The sequence below is a fragment of the Snodgrassella gandavensis genome (genome assembly GCF_914768025.1).
GTDB lineage: Bacteria > Pseudomonadota > Gammaproteobacteria > Burkholderiales > Neisseriaceae > Snodgrassella > Snodgrassella gandavensis.
In genome coordinates this window covers 152,168-171,216 of sequence record NZ_CAJZCE010000001.1, presented here as the reverse complement: position 1 = coordinate 171,216, position 19,049 = coordinate 152,168, and the positions used below count along the sequence as shown (strand labels likewise).

At 43.7% G+C, this 19,049-nt stretch carries 19 protein-coding genes; 5 read left to right on the top strand and 14 right to left on the bottom strand.

The annotated features are described in order from the left end of the window. The first annotated feature begins 210 nt into the window (after positions 1 to 210). From tpx to MJ764_RS00820, 3 genes are all read left to right on the top strand, one after another. Entirely contained in the window at positions 211 to 708 is a 498-nt protein-coding gene (gene tpx / locus MJ764_RS00830; RefSeq protein ID WP_239323752.1) for a thiol peroxidase, read from the top strand. A 123-nt stretch (positions 709 to 831) separates the two neighbouring features. Further along, entirely contained in the window at positions 832 to 1,509 is a 678-nt protein-coding gene (locus tag MJ764_RS00825) for an epoxyqueuosine reductase QueH (RefSeq protein WP_239323747.1), read from the top strand. Positions 1,510 to 1,794: 285 nt separating this feature from the next. Then, the gene (locus MJ764_RS00820; RefSeq protein WP_476749654.1) at positions 1,795 to 2,163 is read left to right on the top strand and encodes a DMT family transporter; all 369 of its coding nucleotides are present in this window, start codon (positions 1,795 to 1,797) and stop codon (positions 2,161 to 2,163) included. Positions 2,164 to 2,212: 49 nt separating this feature from the next. Here the strand turns inward: MJ764_RS00820 and hfq are convergent, their stop codons facing one another. The 14 genes from hfq to MJ764_RS00750 form a co-directional block, all read right to left on the bottom strand. Further along, the gene (gene hfq / locus MJ764_RS00815) at positions 2,213 to 2,461 is read right to left on the bottom strand and encodes an RNA chaperone Hfq (protein WP_100089715.1); all 249 of its coding nucleotides are present in this window, start codon (positions 2,459 to 2,461) and stop codon (positions 2,213 to 2,215) included. An 84-nt stretch (positions 2,462 to 2,545) separates the two neighbouring features. Then, positions 2,546 to 3,997 (bottom strand): ribosome biogenesis GTPase Der, encoded by a 1,452-nt coding sequence (der, locus tag MJ764_RS00810; RefSeq protein ID WP_239323743.1) that lies wholly within the window; start codon positions 3,995 to 3,997, stop codon positions 2,546 to 2,548. 135 nt (positions 3,998 to 4,132) lie between these two features. Further along, positions 4,133 to 4,759 (bottom strand): YfgM family protein, encoded by a 627-nt coding sequence (locus MJ764_RS00805; RefSeq protein ID WP_239323741.1) that lies wholly within the window; start codon positions 4,757 to 4,759, stop codon positions 4,133 to 4,135. Then, positions 4,759 to 6,051, bottom strand: coding sequence for a histidine--tRNA ligase (gene hisS, locus MJ764_RS00800; RefSeq protein WP_239323731.1), 1,293 nt, complete (start codon positions 6,049 to 6,051; stop codon positions 4,759 to 4,761). Before hisS ends, MJ764_RS00805 begins: the two co-directional genes overlap by 1 nt. 64 nt (positions 6,052 to 6,115) lie before the next feature. Continuing rightward, positions 6,116 to 7,384: a flavodoxin-dependent (E)-4-hydroxy-3-methylbut-2-enyl-diphosphate synthase gene (gene ispG / locus MJ764_RS00795; RefSeq protein WP_239323729.1), complete on the bottom strand. Its 1,269-nt coding sequence runs from the start codon at positions 7,382 to 7,384 to the stop codon at positions 6,116 to 6,118. Position 7,385: 1 nt separating this feature from the next. Further along, on the bottom strand, positions 7,386 to 8,270 hold the full coding sequence (locus MJ764_RS00790; RefSeq protein WP_239323727.1) for a RodZ domain-containing protein: 885 nt from the start codon (positions 8,268 to 8,270) through the stop codon (positions 7,386 to 7,388). Further along, complete coding sequence (gene pilW / locus MJ764_RS00785; RefSeq protein WP_239323725.1) at positions 8,270 to 9,034, bottom strand: type IV pilus biogenesis/stability protein PilW; 765 nt, start codon at positions 9,032 to 9,034, stop codon at positions 8,270 to 8,272. Before pilW ends, MJ764_RS00790 begins: the two co-directional genes overlap by 1 nt. Before the next feature lie 4 nt (positions 9,035 to 9,038). After that, a complete protein-coding gene (rlmN, locus tag MJ764_RS00780; protein ID WP_239323723.1) occupies positions 9,039 to 10,121 on the bottom strand; it encodes a dual-specificity RNA methyltransferase RlmN in 1,083 nt (360 codons plus the stop codon). 658 nt (positions 10,122 to 10,779) lie between these two features. Further along, positions 10,780 to 11,205: a nucleoside-diphosphate kinase gene (ndk, locus tag MJ764_RS00775; protein ID WP_239323721.1), complete on the bottom strand. Its 426-nt coding sequence runs from the start codon at positions 11,203 to 11,205 to the stop codon at positions 10,780 to 10,782. 94 nt (positions 11,206 to 11,299) lie between these two features. Continuing rightward, on the bottom strand, positions 11,300 to 12,460 hold the full coding sequence (zapE, locus tag MJ764_RS00770) for a cell division protein ZapE (protein WP_239323719.1): 1,161 nt from the start codon (positions 12,458 to 12,460) through the stop codon (positions 11,300 to 11,302). Between the two features lie 147 nt (positions 12,461 to 12,607). After that, entirely contained in the window at positions 12,608 to 12,925 is a 318-nt protein-coding gene (locus MJ764_RS00765) for an integration host factor subunit beta (RefSeq protein ID WP_239323717.1), read from the bottom strand. Between the two features lie 6 nt (positions 12,926 to 12,931). Then, positions 12,932 to 14,614: a 30S ribosomal protein S1 gene (rpsA, locus tag MJ764_RS00760; protein WP_239323715.1), complete on the bottom strand. Its 1,683-nt coding sequence runs from the start codon at positions 14,612 to 14,614 to the stop codon at positions 12,932 to 12,934. Positions 14,615 to 14,839: 225 nt separating this feature from the next. Continuing rightward, complete coding sequence (gene cmk, locus MJ764_RS00755) at positions 14,840 to 15,514, bottom strand: (d)CMP kinase (protein ID WP_239323714.1); 675 nt, start codon at positions 15,512 to 15,514, stop codon at positions 14,840 to 14,842. 218 nt (positions 15,515 to 15,732) lie between these two features. Continuing rightward, positions 15,733 to 16,359, bottom strand: a complete 627-nt coding sequence (locus MJ764_RS00750; protein WP_239323713.1) for a hypothetical protein — start codon at positions 16,357 to 16,359, stop codon at positions 15,733 to 15,735. 192 nt (positions 16,360 to 16,551) lie between these two features. Here MJ764_RS00750 and aroA point away from each other — a divergent pair, with 192 nt between their 5' ends. Then, the gene (aroA, locus tag MJ764_RS00745) at positions 16,552 to 17,865 is read left to right on the top strand and encodes a 3-phosphoshikimate 1-carboxyvinyltransferase (protein ID WP_239323712.1); all 1,314 of its coding nucleotides are present in this window, start codon (positions 16,552 to 16,554) and stop codon (positions 17,863 to 17,865) included. Between the two features lie 81 nt (positions 17,866 to 17,946). Beyond that, entirely contained in the window at positions 17,947 to 18,987 is a 1,041-nt protein-coding gene (gene ruvB / locus MJ764_RS00740; protein WP_239323710.1) for a Holliday junction branch migration DNA helicase RuvB, read from the top strand. Positions 18,988 to 19,049 lie beyond the last annotated feature (62 nt).

Below are 19,049 nucleotides of genomic sequence, written 5' to 3'. Positions count from 1 at the left end.
GATTTTTCTTGATAGCCAGTTTGCATTCAGCCTGAATACAGCAATATCTGTAACGGCAATGCTTGCTGGCTAATTGCATTAATTAACTTTGCTTATGCGCCGGTGTTTTAACAACTGTAATCAGCATAGATAAACTTTGACAGTTACCCACCAATCCCCCACAATAAGCCTACACCTCATTAACCAGATTAAACATCAAAGGATACAATCATGAGTACAGTTACCCTGCAAGGTACAGCCGTAGAAGTAGGCGGCCAGTTTCCACAAACAGGCAGCACAGCACCGGCATTCAGCCTTACCGATGCCAGCCTGAATGAAGTATCACTTGCAGACTTCGCCGGCAAACGCAAAGTGCTGAATATTTTCCCCAGCGTAGATACAGGTGTTTGTGCTGCGTCAGTACGCCATTTCAATGCAGCCGCAGCCAAGCTGTCCAATACAGTTGTATTGTGTATTTCTGCTGATTTACCTTTTGCTCAGGCACGTTTTTGTGGTGCTGAAGGGCTGGATCAGGTAAAAACTTTATCTACATTCCGCCATCCTGAATTTCAGGATCAATACGGCGTTAAGCTCAGCAATGGCCCTTTGGCTGGTTTATGTGCCCGCGCTGTCATTGTGCTGGATGAAAACAATCAGGTATTACATAGCCAGCTAGTGGCTGAAATCACCACTGAGCCAGATTATGAGCAGGCATTAGCTGTGCTGTAAAACAGCCTTCTCATACAAGCGTTCAGATTTTTGAACGCTTTTTTTCTTTCCGGCTATGTTGTTGTGCTGGCAGCTTTGTTAAAATCTCTTCAGAAAAATATCAAATAACAGGAAATCACATCAATGAACCCACAACCAGTTACCACAGCGGTACAGCGCCCCAAATTAACTCCTCCCAATGGCGCAAATAAGGTATTGCTACACTCATGCTGCGCCCCCTGCTCCGGTGAAGTCATGGAAGCCATGCTGGCCGCTGGTATTGATTACACCATTTATTTTTATAATCCCAACATTCATCCGAAAAAGGAATACGAAATTCGCAAGGATGAAAACAAGGCCTTTGCTGAAAAATTCAATATTCCCTTTATCGATGCTGATTATGATATGGATAATTGGTTTGAACGTGCCAAGGGTATGGAGTTTGAACCTGAGCGCGGTATCCGCTGTACCATGTGCTTTGATATGCGCTTCGAACGCACTGCTTTATATGCGCACGAAAACGGCTTTCCGGTTATTACCAGCTCATTAGGTATTTCCCGCTGGAAAAATATGCAGCAGATTAACGACTGCGGCAAACGCGCAGCAGAAAAATATCCCGACCTTACTTACTGGGACTATAACTGGCGCAAAGGCGGTGGCAGCCAGCGCATGATTGAAATCAGCAAACGTGAGCAGTTTTATCAGCAAGAGTATTGCGGCTGTGCCTACTCTTTACGTGATAGCAATGCATGGCGCCGTGAGCAAGGCAGAGAAACGATTAAAATCGGTACCAAATACTACGGCGTTGAAGACGAAGCATAAGCAATCAGCCTGAATATAATAGTTTACAACTGATTGGCCAACGGCTCATCAAAAACAGTTCAGTATCAAAGCGGATTCTGGTATAAATCCGCTTTTTCTTTGGTAAAAAATGGCAGAACGGAAATTAAATTATCAGCAATCCATTGTGTTGGTGCTGATAATCAAATTTTCTATCATCGGGCAACACTGTCGATATCTCAGCCTGATGACCAAAATTATTAAACCATACTACAGCGCGCTATAGACAATATGACTGAACAGTAGCTTTTCCAGCTACTTTCTGCCATGCTTAAGCGCAAAAGCAGCAACAAAAGGATAAACATGAATCAATGGCTTTTTTTAGCAGTAGCCATACTGGCGGAAGTATTTGCAACCAGTATGCTCAAGCTGAGTAATGGCTTTACCCGGCTAATGCCCAGCATCTGTTCAATTATGGGTTATATAATCTCATTCTATTGTCTAGCACAAACTCTGAAAACCATGCCAGTAGGTATTGCCTATGCGGTATGGTCTGGCGTGGGTATTGTCTGCGTATCCCTGATAGCTTGGATCAAATTTGGGCAAAAGCTAGATATGCCAGCCATTCTGGGTATTAGTCTGATACTGGTTGGCGTGGTGGTTATTAATCTATTTTCCAAATCGATGACCCATTAGCAAAAAACCGTGGTTACCCACGGTTTTTTGCTTTAACAGAATAACTGAATTACTCTGCTGATGCAGGTTTCTGCTCGTGCTGCAAACTTACTGCTCGTGCAGGCACAATCGTAGAAATTGCATGTTTATACACCATTTGTGTTACTGAGGTGTTACGCAATAACACAACATACTGGTCAAATGATTCCACCTGACCTTGTAGTTTGATACCGTTAACCAGATAAATTGATACTGGCACATACTCTTTCCGCAGTGCATTCAAGAAAGGATCTTGTAACATTTGTCCTTTGGCGCTCATGTGGATACTCCGTTTTTTTGATTATGTTGTCGCTAAGCTGCACCCGCGTACAGCGATTAGAAAAGCAAAGTCAATGCTATCACATTACAGCGCGTTTGTTTTCTTCGAACTGACTTTATTTTTACGCTTTACCTGCTTTTTCGATTGTTTAACCTGCTCACGCTTGGCAATACGGTTACTTAGCTTTACTCGACGCAGAGGTTGCGCATGTTTACCGTCTTTTTCTTCATAGGGATTTTTGCTTACATTATATTGAATACGTAAAGGTGTTCCCTGCAAATGAAATGCTTTGCGAAATGTTTGTGTCAGATAACGGGTATAAGCATCACTGATATGTTGCAAGGCATTACCATGTATAACTATGACTGGCGGATTCATGCCTCCCTGATGGGCATAACGCATCTTGGGGCGAATCAGTCCGGCACGAGGAGGTTGCTGCCGCTCCAGCGCACTTTGTAGCACACGGGTTATTTTCGGCGTTGATAGCTTAATCATTGCGGCATCATAAGCAGCCTGAATGGAGCTGAACAGCCCATCAATTCCTTTTTCTTTCAACGCGGAAATAAAATGGAATTTGGCAAAATCCAGAAAATACAGTTTACGCGCAATATCCCTTTTTACCTGCTGTTTACGCTCATCACTCAATCCATCCCATTTATTAACCGCCACCACCAGCGCACGCCCTGCCTCTAAAGCAAAACCGGCAATAGTGGCATCCTGATCAGCGATGTCCTGCTGGGCATCCAGCACCAGTACAGCTACATTAGCGGCTTCAATTGCCTGCATTGCCTTAATAACGGAAAATTTTTCTATCGCATCATCAACCTTGCCGCGACGGCGCACACCGGCGGTATCAATAATGGTAAACGGTTTATCACCACGCTCAAAATCAATATGAATCGAATCACGGGTGGTACCGGCCATATCAAAAGCAATGACCCGTTCCTCGCCCAGAATGGCATTCACGAGGGTTGATTTACCGACATTAGGCCGGCCAATAACTGCAAAAACCGGATGATGGTTTTCAACTTCCTCTTCTTCATCAGGAAATGTTTCCAGCACTGTTTCTATCAGCTCATAAACGCCGTCACCATGTGCACCAGAGATAACCACCGGTTCACCAAGACTCAGTTCATAAAACTCAGCAGCCAGAACTGGTCGGTTGCCACCCTCACCTTTATTAACGGCCAGATACACTGGGCGGGTACTCTGGCGCAGACGATTGGCAATAATCTGGTCTTGCGGTGTTAAACCGGTACGTCCATCTACCAGAAAAATAACCGCATCAGCCTCATCAATAGCCTGTAGCGTATGTCGAGCCATTTCATACAGGATACCGCTGTCTACAACCGGCTCAAAGCCTCCGGTATCCACCACCAGATAAGGTTTATTCCCTACTCGGCCATGGCCATAATGACGGTCACGAGTCAATCCGGGTAAATCAGCAACCAGTGCATCCTTGGTGCGGGTCAAACGGTTAAATAATGTTGATTTGCCTACATTCGGGCGACCAACCAGAACAATCGTTGGTTTCATATTGATTCTTTCAGATAATTTTGCTTTGCTGTAAAACAGCAACAGCCTGCCAGTGGCAAGCTCTTTCAGTACAACGATAAACCTGAAATTTCCGCCGGATTAATCTGGCCGAAATTTCAGGTTTAATTAAACAGATTAACTCAAACTGCTGATTTTCATCTGAAGTACTTCACGTTGTACTGAATCTTTTGCTAACAGATTTAATGCCTGCTGGTAAGCAACAACGGCCTCGGCATTTTTCTGCTGAGCTTGTAAAATATCACCTCTGGTTTCCAGCAAAACCGGCTTAAACTGACTGGTTACTTTTATGTCCAGCGCCTGTAAAGCATCGTTATATTTACCTTGTTGTAAATAAACGGTAGCCAGTCGCTGAGCGACGATTGTTTGCAGTAAATCATCATGCTGTTTGCCTTTAACCCACTGCAAATGACGGATTGCCTCATCATACTTGCCGTCATCAAAAGCTGAACCAGCCATCATTAATGTAGCCTGAGTAGCATTCATGGTATCAGGGTATTCCTGCTGCAATTGCAGCAGCGCTTTTTTACTCTCAGCTATATTATTAGCACCTGCCTGACTCACAAAAGTATCAAATACCGCCGCTGCCTTTTCATTATTACTGCGTACATGGCTTTGATAGAGCACATAGCCCAGATAGGCAAGAGCCAGAACAACCAGAACCGCAAAAATCCAGCGCCCCCAGCGATGCCAAAAATATTTGAAATTTGCAACTTCCTGTTCATCCTGAATATGTACAACCATTATGTATTCTTCCATTGTTGGATTAACTGTAAAGCTGCGCTGGCAGCAACAGTTTGTTGTTCATGAGTACGCAGATTTTTAATAGTCAGCGTATTGGTTAACTGCTCTTCCTGTGCCACGATAACAGCAATTGCCGCACCACTGGCATCAGCTTTCTTTAATTGCGCTTTCAGGCTTTGTTCACCACAATGCAGGTAAACACTCAGCCCTTGAGTACGCAGTAAAGCAGTATGCTGCATTGCTACCAGACTACTGCCTTCGCCCTGATGTAAAACATACACATCAGGTGCATTGTTGACCGCAAGCTGCCCGAATTCCTGTACCAGCAATAATAAGCGTTCAATACCCAGAGCAAAACCAATAGCTGGGGCAGGTTTACCGCCTAACTCCTCAATCAGTCCGTTATAACGGCCTCCCCCGCACACAGTAGCCTGCGCTCCGAGTTTATCTGTTGTCCACTCGAATACTGTCAGATTATAGTAATCCAGCCCACGTACCAGACGCGGATTTTCTACATAATGAATACCAAGGCCATCCAGCATGCTTTTCAGCGCATTATAGTGTGCCAGAGATTCGCTACCCAGATAATCTATCAGACGTGGTGCAGCGTTGGCCATTGCCTGCAAATCAGGATTTTTGGTATCCAGCACCCGCAGTGGATTGGTATGCATACGACGCCGGCTGTCTTCATCCAATATCGCCTCATGCTGTTGCAGATACGCAATTAGCGCCGTACGGTGAGCAGCCCGCTCCTGCTGATTACCCAGCGTATTCAGTTCCAGTGTCAGATGCTCACGAATGCCTAGCCGCTCCCACAGATTGGCACTCATGGCAATCAGCTCGGCATCGACATCCGGCCCATTAAAGCCGAGTGCTTCAATACCTACCTGATGGAACTGGCGATAGCGCCCTTTTTGTGGCCGTTCCCGCCGGAACATTGGCCCCATATACCATAATTTCTGCGGATTATTATAAAGTAAATTATGCTCAACCACCGCACGCAAACAGGATGCCGTGCCTTCCGGCCGCAGACTGAGACTTAACTTATCGTTGGAATCAGCAAAAGTATACATCTCTTTGCCAATCACATCAGTCTCTTCGCCAATTGAGCGCACAAACAGGCCTGTTTGCTCCACAATCGGTGTACGAATCTGGCTATAGCCGAAACTACGCGTCCATGCAACGACCACATCTTCAAATGCTTGCCAGAGCGCAGATGTCAGTTTGAAATCTTTCTGCGCCACTGGTAACAAATCATTCATGCCTTTAACGGCTTGGATTTTCTGACCCATATTAATTAATTTTTTTATCCATATGAAACTGTACAGCAACTAATTGCTATAACAGTAATATTTATTATAAAGCTGTAATCGGGATAACTTTTGCCGTTACCCGTTTTTTACCCTGCTCACCATAATTGGTATGTATATATTCTTCTACCAGTGCCAGAAATTCTTCAGCCATATGCTCCCCTTTTAAAGTGGTTTTCCGTTCACCATCTATATAGACGGGAGCCACCGGAGTTTCGCCTGTACCCGGCAAAGAAATACCGATATCAGCAAGTTTACTTTCACCCGGGCCATTAACCACGCAGCCCATAACGGCCACATTCAGATTTTCAACACCCGGATATTGTAGCCGCCAGACTGGCATTTTCTCACGTAAATACTGCTGTATATCACGCGCCAGCTCCTGAAATACCGTACTGGTAGTGCGTCCGCAGCCAGGACAGGCCGTTACCATGGGCGTAAAGGAGCGCAATCCCATGGTTTGCAGGATTTCCTGAGCCACGACCACTTCCTGTGTTCGTGCGCTACCCGGTTCAGGTGTAAGTGATACCCGAATAGTATCACCTATGCCCTGCTGTAATAAAATAGCCAGAGCTGCCGTAGAAGCCACAATACCTTTACTGCCCATGCCGGCTTCTGTTAAACCAAGATGCAGCGGGTAGAGACAACGCGCAGCCAGATTATGATAAACCTCAATCAAATCCTGCACATTTGATACTTTGCACGACAAAATTATCCGGTTAGCCGGCAGACCCAGATCCTCAGCCTTTTGTGCTGATTCCAGTGCAGAAACAATTAATGCTTCTTTCATTACTGCTTCGGCTGGTTGTGGCGCTGATAACGCCAGATTGCTGTCCATCATGCGTTTGGCCAGTGCCTGATCCAGAGAACCCCAGTTTACGCCAATGCGGACAGCTTTATCATGTTCAGCAGCTGTGTGAATCATAAAGGCAAATTTTTCATCACCTTTCACACCTTTCCCTACATTACCGGGATTAATCCGGTATTTGGACAACGCACGCGCACAATCCGGATAATCTTTTAGCAGACGATCACCATTAAAATGAAAATCCCCCACCAAAGGAACATTACAACCCATGTCATTAAGACGCAGACGAATTTCAGCCACTTTGGCAGCAGCCTGAGGTGAATTTACCGTGATCCGCACCAGCTCGGAACCGGCATCTGCCAGAGCTTTAACCTGACAGGCAGTCTGCTCAGCATCAGCAGTATCGGTATTGGTCATCGACTGCACCAATACCGGTGCGTCAGACCCAATTACAGCATGATCAATTTTTACTTGGTGTGTTTTCCTGCGTACTCCCGCTAACGTCATTTTAATTTCCACCTACCGTTATTGCAGCAGTTCTTTTTTTATTTTGTGGGATAGCAACCTCTTTGCCAGCAAACTGGATACTGGCACCCAGCGTATAGCCCAGAATAACCTTATACGGTGCACCACCACTGAATTGATGTGTGCTTCCTGCGTCGACAATCTGGCTGATTAATATCTTGCCACTTTTGTCACTTACCTGTAACCATGTTCTGTTTTCCAGTTTAATAACTAGTGCCTCTGTACCTGTTACAACAGATGGAGAAGCCGTCATGCTAGTACTGGCACCATCAGCCTGGCTGGCATTAGTACCCGCATAAGCAGCTTGCGTGTTGGTTTGCTCACTGGCTGTCATTGGTACGACACGAATATTGCTGGCAGCGACATCGCCAATAGAAGCTGCCTGTACAGATACCTCCTGGCTGGATGTAGCTGTCTGTCTGGCATTTTCTGATGTAGATTTACTTTGCCACGCATACACCACAATACCAATTAAAATAACTACCAGCACAACAATCAGCCAGTGTGGAAAATGACGACGTAGCGGCCTATCCTGAAAATCCAGCTCAGTAGATGCTACTTTATAATTCTCCGCGGCCAAATGACGATTACCAGATGGAAAAATCTGCTGTAAATATTGCTTTAGCTCTTTCTCATCCAGTTCAAGCAAACGGGCATATGAACTCAGAAAACCTTTGATAAATACCGCCTCGGGCAAACCTTTATAACTGCCACTCTCCATTGCCTCAATCTGTCTGGCTGGCAATTTCAAGCGCTCAGCAACCTCTCCGACAGACAAGCCTCTCTGCTTTCGTGCCTGTGCAAGTATTGTTCCCAGAGTAACTGCGGCATTTTGGCCGGATTCGGGGTTTTTGGTTTGCTCATTCATCAGAATTTTCCTGTAGAAACCTGCTCTAATTCAGCAGAATAAGGGAAATTATTACGCAGTTGAGCCTCATATTCATAGGCAGCCTGCACATTACCTAAAGACCTTTCAATTCTCCACCCCAGCAATAAATCATCGGCAGATAATTTGTTTATCTGACTTTGATACTGCCTGAATAGATAATTTGCTTCTGATGTGCTGCCTGACAGTAGATTATTACGAGCCATTTCTTTTTTTGCAGCAATAAAATTCGGATTGGCAGCCAGAGCACGCTCAAAATAACTATTAGCAAGCTGATACTGTCCCATGCGGCTGCTACAAATACCTTTATTAAACTGGGCAATTTCCGGTGTTGGATATGTTGGATCTGTCAACGCCTTATCAAAATAAGCTATTGAAGCATTAGGCCTCTTCAAACCATCACATAAAAACCAGCCATAATTGTTGTTTACTTCAGCACTATTAGGTGCTATCGACAGCGCACGCTGAAAGCTTTCTTCAGCTTTGGCCGGTTCCTTTAAATATTGCCATATCTGCGCTCGTATCAACCAGGCATCAAATGAACTACTATTGCTTCTTAATGCTTCATCAATTGCCTCTACTGCCTGACGATAATTTTGAGTTTTCATATACTCAATTGCCAGTTGAGTTTTGATTTGTGCAATTTCACGAGCCCGCTGAGCAGCAGTTGGTTTCTTATTCATGCTCTGATTCGCACAAGCAGATAATACCAGTGCAAACAATAAAGTTAATCCTATTTTTTTCATCAAATCACCCCTGTACAAGTTGCCATTTTTGTTGACGACGTGTTTTGTCTTTCACTTTTCCGGCTAGCTGACCACATGCTGCATCAATATCATCGCCACGAGTTTTTCTAACCGTAACAACAAAACCGGCTTCCTGCAATATTTCACGAAATACACGAATACGTTCATTTGTGGAACGTTCAAAACCTGAATTGGTAAATGGATTAAACGGAATCAGATTAAATTTACACGGTACATCCTTAACCAGCTCTATCAATTCGCGGGCATGCTCCGGATTATCATTGACATCCTTGAGCATAATATACTCAAAAGTAATAAAATCACGTGGTGCCTTAACCAGATAGCGCTGACAGGCAGCCATTAGCTGGCTAAGTGGATACTTCTTATTCAATGGAATAAGCTGGTCACGCACCTTGTCATTGGATGCATGTAGTGAAATAGCCAGAGCCACCGGCATCACTTCTTTCAAACGATCCATTTGTGGCACCATGCCTGAAGTAGATACTGTTACGCGACGACGCGATAGACCATAGCCATGATCATCCAGCATAATACTCAATGCAGTTACCACGTTATCAAAATTGGCTAAAGGCTCGCCCATCCCCATCATGACCACATTAGAAATAACTCTTTCATCTTTGGGCGTTACACCAAGTGCTCTATTCGCCCACCATAACTGACCAATAATTTCTGCAGTAGTCAGATTACGGTTAAATCCCTGTCTTCCAGTTGAACAGAACAAACACTCCAATGCACAACCTATCTGTGAAGAAATACATAAAGTTCCGCGTGTATCTTCTGGAATGAAAACTGTTTCCACACCATTACCTGTGCCAACATCCAGCAACCATTTGCATGTACCATCAACAGATTTTTGCTCAAACAGTAAATCCGGCACTTTTATTTCGGCATTATCCAGTAATTTGTGACGTAAGGATTTGGCCAGATCAGTCATATCAGTAAAATCGGCCACACCGCCGAGGTGCATCCAGCGCATAACTTGTCTGGCACGAAAAGGCTTTTCTCCCATCTGTGCAAAATGGGCAGTTAAACCGGGTAAATCAAAATTTAGCAAATTGGTTTTCATCAGGGTAATACAATAAAATTAGGAAATGGCGGTAACAATTAGTATCCAATCAAGTCATTATGCTGATAATTCAAATTTATTCAACAATTTATACAATTATTTAATTTTTACTAAACAGGCAATGCCATAATTTTTTCAATGTTTCTTCAGTTTTCTTCTTTATGTACAATGACGTTAAACAGGCGCTAGTAATGATTAGGAGGGCAAGTTAAAACTTCGATAGCATGTCTGCCATCAACCGTATGTTTAAATAAAAAACTACTGTTATCGCGTATATCAAAGCTTCTATAATTTCAAACTCAGTTATATCAGGATTGGTTTTCGCTGTTTTTTTGCCACCAAGAGCTAAAATAGAATCATCCCATTCAACTTTCCAATCAGCAGAAATATTAAAATAGATAATATGCGTGCCAATTTTATCAAAACTGTCACAATGTGGTGAAACTTCACAACCCGTTTCGCCAATATGCCAAACGTAACGAATAACGTATTCGTCAAGGTTTTAAACAATGACGTCCAAATTCTTGCTGGGGTTCACCCGTTTGAACTTCACACACACAAATTCCTGCTATACCTTTTGTTTCTCCTAGTTGCATTTTAATTATAAATTAGCCCACCTGTTTTCAGGTGGACTAATTCTATAAGCTTACCTATAACCTTAGCGCGCGTATAGTTCTTCAGCAGCAAAGAAGTATGCAATTTCAGTAGCAGCATTTTCAAGACTGTCAGAACCATGTACTGCATTGGCATCAATTGAGTCAGCAAAATCAGCGCGGATGGTACCGGCAGCAGCTTCTTTAGGATTAGTAGCACCCATCAATTCACGGTTTTTTGCCACTGCACCCTCACCTTCCAGTACTTGAATCATCACAGGGCCACTGATCATAAAATCAACCAGATCAGCAAAAAAAGGACGTTCTTTATGTACAGCATAAAAGCCTTCGGCTTCGGCTTTAGATAGATGTTTCATTTTAGCAGCAATAATTTTCAGGCCATTGCTTTCAAAACGGCTATAAATCTGCCCGATAACATTTTTAGCCACGGCATCCGGTTTAACGATAGATAATGTGCGTTCGATAGTCATATTTTTTCCACCATGTTAAATATATTAAATTTTTGCATACAGACACAAAAATTTATCACAAAAATAGATTTAGTCATTTTAACAAAATTCAGCTTTATTTAATATCTTTTCCTGTATCGGCTGCGTCTTTATCCAGTGTCAGATGTGGCAAGGTTAAATATTCTTCCGAACGCATTTCGGTAAGACGGCTGGCTGTGCGGGTAAACTCTTTTGCAAAATCACCTTCTGTATAGATATCATCTATAGCTACTTCACAACTGGCGCAAAGCTTGATACGGTAATCATACAGTACATCAATCAGCCACGTGAGGCGACGCGCTTCTGCCATTTGGCCAGAACCCATTTTAGGTATATCAGACAAAATCAATACGCGAAACCGTTTTGCCAGCTCAAGATAGTCATTCTGCGAACGCGGCCCACAACATAAAGCTTTAAAATCAAACCAGATTGTTGTTTCAGAAATGGCTTTATATGCCAGCTTCCGTCCCAGTATTTCAATTTCTCCCCCTATTATCTGCTGCTGACCATTAATGTTGTGAAACAGGTGCTCAAGTTTTACTTCACTGGCTGCATCTGCCGGAATGTAAAATACATCTGCGGGCTTAAGCGTACGCATGCGATAGTCTTCCCCACCATCCACATTCAGAATACTCAATTCTCTTTCAATTAATGCAATAGTAGGCAAAAAACTAGAACGATTCTGACCTTGGGGATAAAGTTCGGCCGGAGCGTAATTTGATGTAGCCACCATAACTACTCCCTGCTCGAATAGACCTTCCAGTAAACGTCCCAGTATCATGGCATCGGCAATATCGCTGACGTGGAATTCATCAAAACACAATACTCTAACTTCACGTGCAATGTCCTGCGCCACTGCATTTAATGGGTTGGCCTGACTATGATGATCTTTCAGGCGTTGTTGTACTTCTGCCATAAATGCATGGAAATGCACCCGACGTTTGCGTCGGTAAGGTAAGCAGCCAAAAAATACATCCATTAAAAAACTTTTGCCACGCCCGACTCCTCCATACATATATAAACCCTTGGGCGCGCGTGGTGAACGTAAACTGCGCCCTAAAAAGCGGTTACGCTTACGTTTGAACATCATCAACTCAGCCCAAAGCCTGTCTAGCTGTTTGATTGCTTGCAACTGGGCAGCATCATGAATGAACCCCGGCTGCTGTTCTGCAGTCTGATACCAGGTCAGGGGACTTTGATTATTAAATTCGGGAGCAACAAAGACGAGTGTGGTCATATTATAGAATTTATTCTGGAAATTAAGATTATATATGGCAAAAGTTAAAAGACGTAACCTTAGCACACCCACTAAACATTCGACCACCCTAAAATAAAAATACGCCGCAGAAACTGCGGCGTTAACGTCTATCTCAAGTAAAACGTATTACTTATTCGCAGACTGTAGCGCATTATCAACGCGTTCGCGTAACTCCTTGCCAGGCTTGAAGTGCGGCACATATTTTTCTGGTACCGATACTTTTTCACCTGTTTTGGGGTTACGGCCAATACGAGCTGGGCGATGATTCAGATCAAAGCTACCAAATCCGCGAATTTCGATTCGCTGGCCTTTAGCTAAAGCACGAGTCATAGTATCAACGAGAATCTTGATACTTTGCTCAACATCTTTGGCATTTAATACAGTGCTATCATTATTAGCAGTATATAGCTCCGCCAAACGAATCATTAACTCTGACTTCGTCATAACCCCTTATTCACTTTCACCAGATAATTTTGCTTTTAACAAGTCACCCAAGCTGGTAGTACCGGCAGTGGCATTGTTAGCAGATAATGAACGTAAAGCTGCACTGTTTTCCTGTGCATCTTTGGCTTTGATTGACAGATTGATATTGCGGTTTTTGCGATCTACGGTAGTAATCACAGCTTCAACATCATCGCCTTCTTTCAGAGCATTGCGAATGTCTTCAACACGATCGTTTGAAACTTCAGATGCACGCAGATAGCCTTCAACATCATCAGCCAGTGCAATAACAGCACCTTTGGCATCCAATGATTTTACTTTACCGGTTACGATACTGCCCTTGTCATTTACGCTGACATAATTGCTGAACGGATCACCAGCCAACTGTTTCACGCCAAGAGAAATACGTTCCTTATCAACATCAATAGCCAAGACTACGGCTTCAACTTCTTCACCTTTCTTGAACTGACGTACAGTTTCTTCACCACCATCAGTCCACGACAGGTCAGACAGGTGAACCAGACCATCAATACCGCCAGGCAGACCTACAAACACACCAAAATCAGTAATGGATTTCACTACACCTTTGATTTTATCGCCTTTTTCATGGTTGGATTCGAATTCCTGCCATGGATTAGCCTGACACTGTTTCATGCCCAGAGAGATGCGACGACGATCCTCATCAATTTCCAGAATCATCACTTCTACTTCATCACCCATCTGAACTACTTTGCTAGGATGAACATTCTTGTTAGTCCAGTCCATTTCAGAAACGTGTACCAGACCTTCGATGCCTTGTTCGATTTCCACAAATGCACCGTAGTCAGTCAGATTGGTTACTTTACCAAACAGACGGGTACCTTGCGGATAACGACGCGCCAGACCATTCCATGGATCTTCACCCAACTGTTTCAGACCCAGAGAAACACGACTGCGTTCCTGATCGAATTTCAATACTTTGGCTTCTACTTCCTGACCAACTTCCAGTACTTCACTTGGATGTTTAACACGACGCCAAGCCAGATCAGTAATGTGCAGCAGGCCATCAATACCACCCAGATCAACGAATGCACCGTAATCGGTAATGTTTTTCACAATACCTTTCACTACCGAACCTTCTTTCAGGTTTTCCAGCAATGCTTTACGTTCTTCGCCTAAGGTTTCTTCCAATACTGCACGGCGGGAAACCACAACGTTGTTACGACGTTTGTCCAGCTTGATTACCTTGAATTCAATTTCCTTGCCTTCAAAGTGAGAGGTGTCTTTAACCGGACGTACATCTACCAGCGAACCAGGCAGGAATGCGCGGATGCTGTTAATCATGACGGTCAGACCGCCTTTGACTTTACCATTGATCACGCCAGACAGAATTTCACCATTTTCCATGGCTTCTTCCAGCTTGATCCAGTCAGCCGCACGTTTGGCTTTTTCACGTGACAGTTTGGTTTCACCAAAACCATTTTCCACAGATTCAATAGTTACAGTGACAAAATCGCCAACTTTAACCTCAATCTCGCCCGCTGCATTTTTAAATTCGCTCACTTCAATCAGAGATTCTGATTTCAGACCGGCATTCACAGTGACGAAATTATTGTCTATGGCAACAACTTCTGCGGTGATGACTTCGCCGGGATTCATCTCTTGTAAGGTGAAACTTTCTTCCAGCAACTGGGCAAAATTTTCCATAGTCATATATTTATGTTCTCAAACAGGTATCGTCAGGGGATACAGGGTTAGTTAATCAAAACCGGCACACCCTGACTGTGCCAGCGATACTACTGACTGCGACTGATGCGGGTTACAACCGCATCAGCACAAAATATTAAAAAAAACAATTAGTTAGCACGATATCCGTATACCACTAAAAGTGCAAGTACACTGAACGCTCGTACAAAAGTCCAGAATTGTAACCTATTTTTAGATTTTTCGATACCAATCAAGTACTTTTTCTACACTTTCTTTAATATCAAGTAAAGAAGTATCGAGAATCTTGGCATCACTGGCCGGTTTGAGGGGGGCGATAGCGCGGGAACGGTCAGCCTGATCCCGTTTTTCAATATCAGCAAGTATCTGCTGATACTCTGTTCCATCGGTGGCGATTCCTAATTGCAAGGCACGCCGTTGTGCCCGTATTTGTGCACTGGCAGTAAGAAATATCTTCAGTTCGGCCTGCGGAAATACTACTGAAGCCATATCCCGCCCGTCAGCCACCAGCCCTCTGGGGGTTAAAAAATCCCGCTGACGTTGTAGTAGCGCAGAGCGCACTGCCGGTAAAGCAGCAATAGCCGATGCACCCATACCAATTTTTTCAGTACGAATTGCGGTTGTTACATCCACGTTATCCAGCAAAATGGAATCTGTTTTGAAAACCACAGGCAATTTATACGCCAGTGCAGCAATTTCATGCTCATTTTGCCAGCCAATATTCTGCTGACAGGCATACAGTGCTGTTAATCGATAAAGTGCACCGGAATCCAGATAATCTCTATCCAGAATAGCTGCCACCTGTGCAGCCACTGTTCCTTTCCCGGATGCACTGGGACCATCAATAGCAATTACTTTCAATCGCGGCTTAAAGTGCGTCGCAATCATATCCATACCTTTTTCACAAAATTTTTTTTACGCATCGTACTGAACTTTAATTAGTACCAACAGCTGTCTGACACCATTAAATTTTTGCACCGGACAAGCTGATCTAACCATAAACAGGCACACTGTTTACCACTATATTTCAGTAAAAAATTAACAAGCCATCAGGCTTACTTTCAACACCTGATGGCTGAATTTCCATTTTTATCAAATACAATAAATTATTGTATCTCAACTTGCTTTAATGACTTTTTCATCTGAATAATTGTTCGCCATTGCAATACTACTGATACGGTAAATAAAGCCAGCATAAAAGGGCACTCATATAATTCTTCCAGCATATCATCATAAGCAGGATTGTACAGAATAAAATGTGAAATCCAGCGACCACGCTCTACCGCATCGGCTAGCAAAAAACCAGCAGCAGCCAGTAAGAAATTCCATGCCGGAAAAGGCTGATGATAATAATATTCAATACCAGCACGCAAGCGCGACCATAGCAACATCAATATTAATCCAAGAATCAGCACTGCCGCGATGCCATGATACACCGCGTGCGGGTAACCAGAAAAAGTTTGCCTGCCCCAGTTTTGATCTCGCCCCAGCAATACCAGCCACCACAATGATGCCCAGAGCCAGAATGCTCTTTCTTTTCCAGTTAATCCACTGCATAAAGTTGATAACAAGGTAAACAAAAAGCAAAATAACAAAAAAACGGTTTGCCCCTGTTCCACAAATGATACCCAAGCAGGATTAATTTGCAATTTCTGTACAAAGGGCACATACAGTAGCATTAGTAACCATACCGTACTGAATTTAGACCAGTGCCAGTCTAGTTTTATTTTCATATTTATTACATTAAGATATTAATATATTTACCATTATACTTAATATTACTAGTGATTACCTGATTTATATATAAGCTTCATTTATACATGTTCCTGTTAATACTTGCCCAAATCCAGATATATATACATATCCTGTGACACAATTAACTGATAAACTTCCAGCCAAATCTTCCAAAATTACCTAATACCAGCATGAATACCCTGCATTTAAAAGCCAGTACCTGTCATTCTGCCAACATCAATCTGCCTGGTTCCAAAAGCATCAGCAATCGTATCCTGCTTCTGGCCGCCTTGGCAGAGAATATCTGTGAAATTCATAACTTACTTGATTCAGATGATACCCAATACATGCTGAAAGCGTTAAAAACTCTGGGCATAAAAATTGAACAGTTGCCTGCTGATAGTGAAGACTCAGGCTTACATCTCAGAGTATACGGTTGTAAAGGTAAATTTCCACAGCAGCAGGCAGATTTGTTTCTTGGTAACGCAGGGACTGCATTCAGACCTTTAACAGCCGTGCTGGCGATACTGGGAGGTGAATATTATTTACACGGCGTGGCACGTATGCATGAGCGCCCCATTGGTGATCTCGTTGATGCACTGCAAACAGCCGGTGCAACAATCGAATATAAGGAACAGATCGGTTTCCCTCCTTTACAAATCCATCGTGCCCGCCAGAACACAAATTATCATATTAGCGTTAAAGGTAATGTATCAAGTCAGTTTTTAACCGCCTTACTGATGGCTCTGCCACTAACCGGAAAAGCCTACACTATTGATGTCTGTGGTGAATTAATATCTAAACCTTACATTGCTATTACCCTAAAGCTGCTTGAGCAATTCGGTATTCAGATTAGTCACCAAGATTTTCAGACATTTCAACTCGCTGCCGGACAGCACTACCATGCACCAGCACAAATTTATGTTGAAGGTGATGCCTCCAGCGCTTCATACTTTCTTGCTGCGGGACTAATATCAGGTAAACCTGTTCGTATTAACGGTATTGACGCAAACAGCATTCAGGGGGATATTGCCTTTGCGCACGAGCTGGAAAAAATTGGTGCACAAATATTCTGGGGTGAACAGTTTATTGAAATATCACGTTCCTCAAATCAGAATATACTGCCCTTTGATATTGACGCCAATCATATTCCAGATGCCGCCATGACTCTGGCTATCGTGGCTCTGGCCAGCAAAGGCACGTGTCACATTCGTAATATTGCCAGTTGGCGCGTTAAAGAAACTGATCGCATCAGTGCCATGACTGCCGAATTACGCAAACTTGGTGCTCATGTTATAGCCACAGAGGACAGTATCAGCATTACCCCTCCAGCAAAATTGCAGACCGACGTTCATATCAGTACCTATGATGATCACAGAATGGCCATGTGTTTTTCGCTTGTCAGCCTGCTTGGCACTTCCATCTATATAGATGATCCACAATGTGTCAATAAAACCTTTCCCGAATATTTCAAGGTTTTTGCCAGCATGTGCACACCTGTTTAAAGGTCAGAATTTTACCCAGTCTGTTTTCTATTTACTCTGGCCTAAAGCCATTATTGATATAATTTGTTTTTTTATTTAGCCATGCTACAAACAGACCAACTTTCTGGTGCACAGCCACAGCGTGTCATCAGCCCACAAACCGCTTCAGCACAGGAAGAACAGCTAGAGCGAGCTTTGCGCCCGCGGGCGCTAACGGACTATATTGGCCAGCACAAAGCCAAGGAACAACTTTCCATCTTCATTCAAGCCGCAAAAATACGGCATGAAGCTTTGGATCATACATTATTATTTGGCCCGCCCGGTCTAGGCAAGACCACTCTGGCTCATATCATTGCTCATGAACTTGGCGTTAATTTGCGTCAGACATCTGGGCCGGTACTGGAACGGGCTGGTGATCTAGCGGCACTACTTACCAATCTTGAACCGCACGACGTACTCTTCATAGACGAAATTCACCGCCTTAACCCAGTAGTAGAAGAAATACTGTACCCAGCACTGGAAGATTACCAGCTAGACATCATGATTGGCGAAGGCCCCGCTGCACGCTCAGTTAAAATTGACCTGCCGCCCTTTACTCTAGTTGGCGCTACCACACGCGCAGGCATGCTAACCAACCCTTTACGCGACCGCTTCGGCATAATTTCACGTCTGGAATTCTATAACAACGCTGATTTAACCACTATCGTTGCTCGTTCTGCCCAGCTACTACAACTACAGATTGACAACACTGGCGCTGCTGAAATTGCCAGACGCAGTCGCGGTACACCACGTATTGCCAATCGCCTGTTACGACGCGTACGGGATTATGCCGAAGTAAAACACCAGGGCCAGATAAATGCCGAAATAGCAGATGCAGCATTAAAAATGCTAGACATCGATCAATCCGGACTGGATGTCATGGACTGCAAATATCTGGAAGCAATTCTATATAAATTTGCAGGTGGGCCAGTTGGTCTGGACAACATTGCCGCGGCGATAGGCGAATCAACGGATACCATAGAAGACGTTATCGAACCTTACTTAATTCAGCAGGGTTTTTTACAGCGAACACCACGAGGACGTATGGCTACAGAGGTAAGCTATAGCCATTTTGGCTTGCCTGTTCCCAGCAGTAAAGTTTAATTAACACTCGTTGTAAACTGGCTATATCTTTAGTTCAACATGACAAATATTCTACAGTTTAA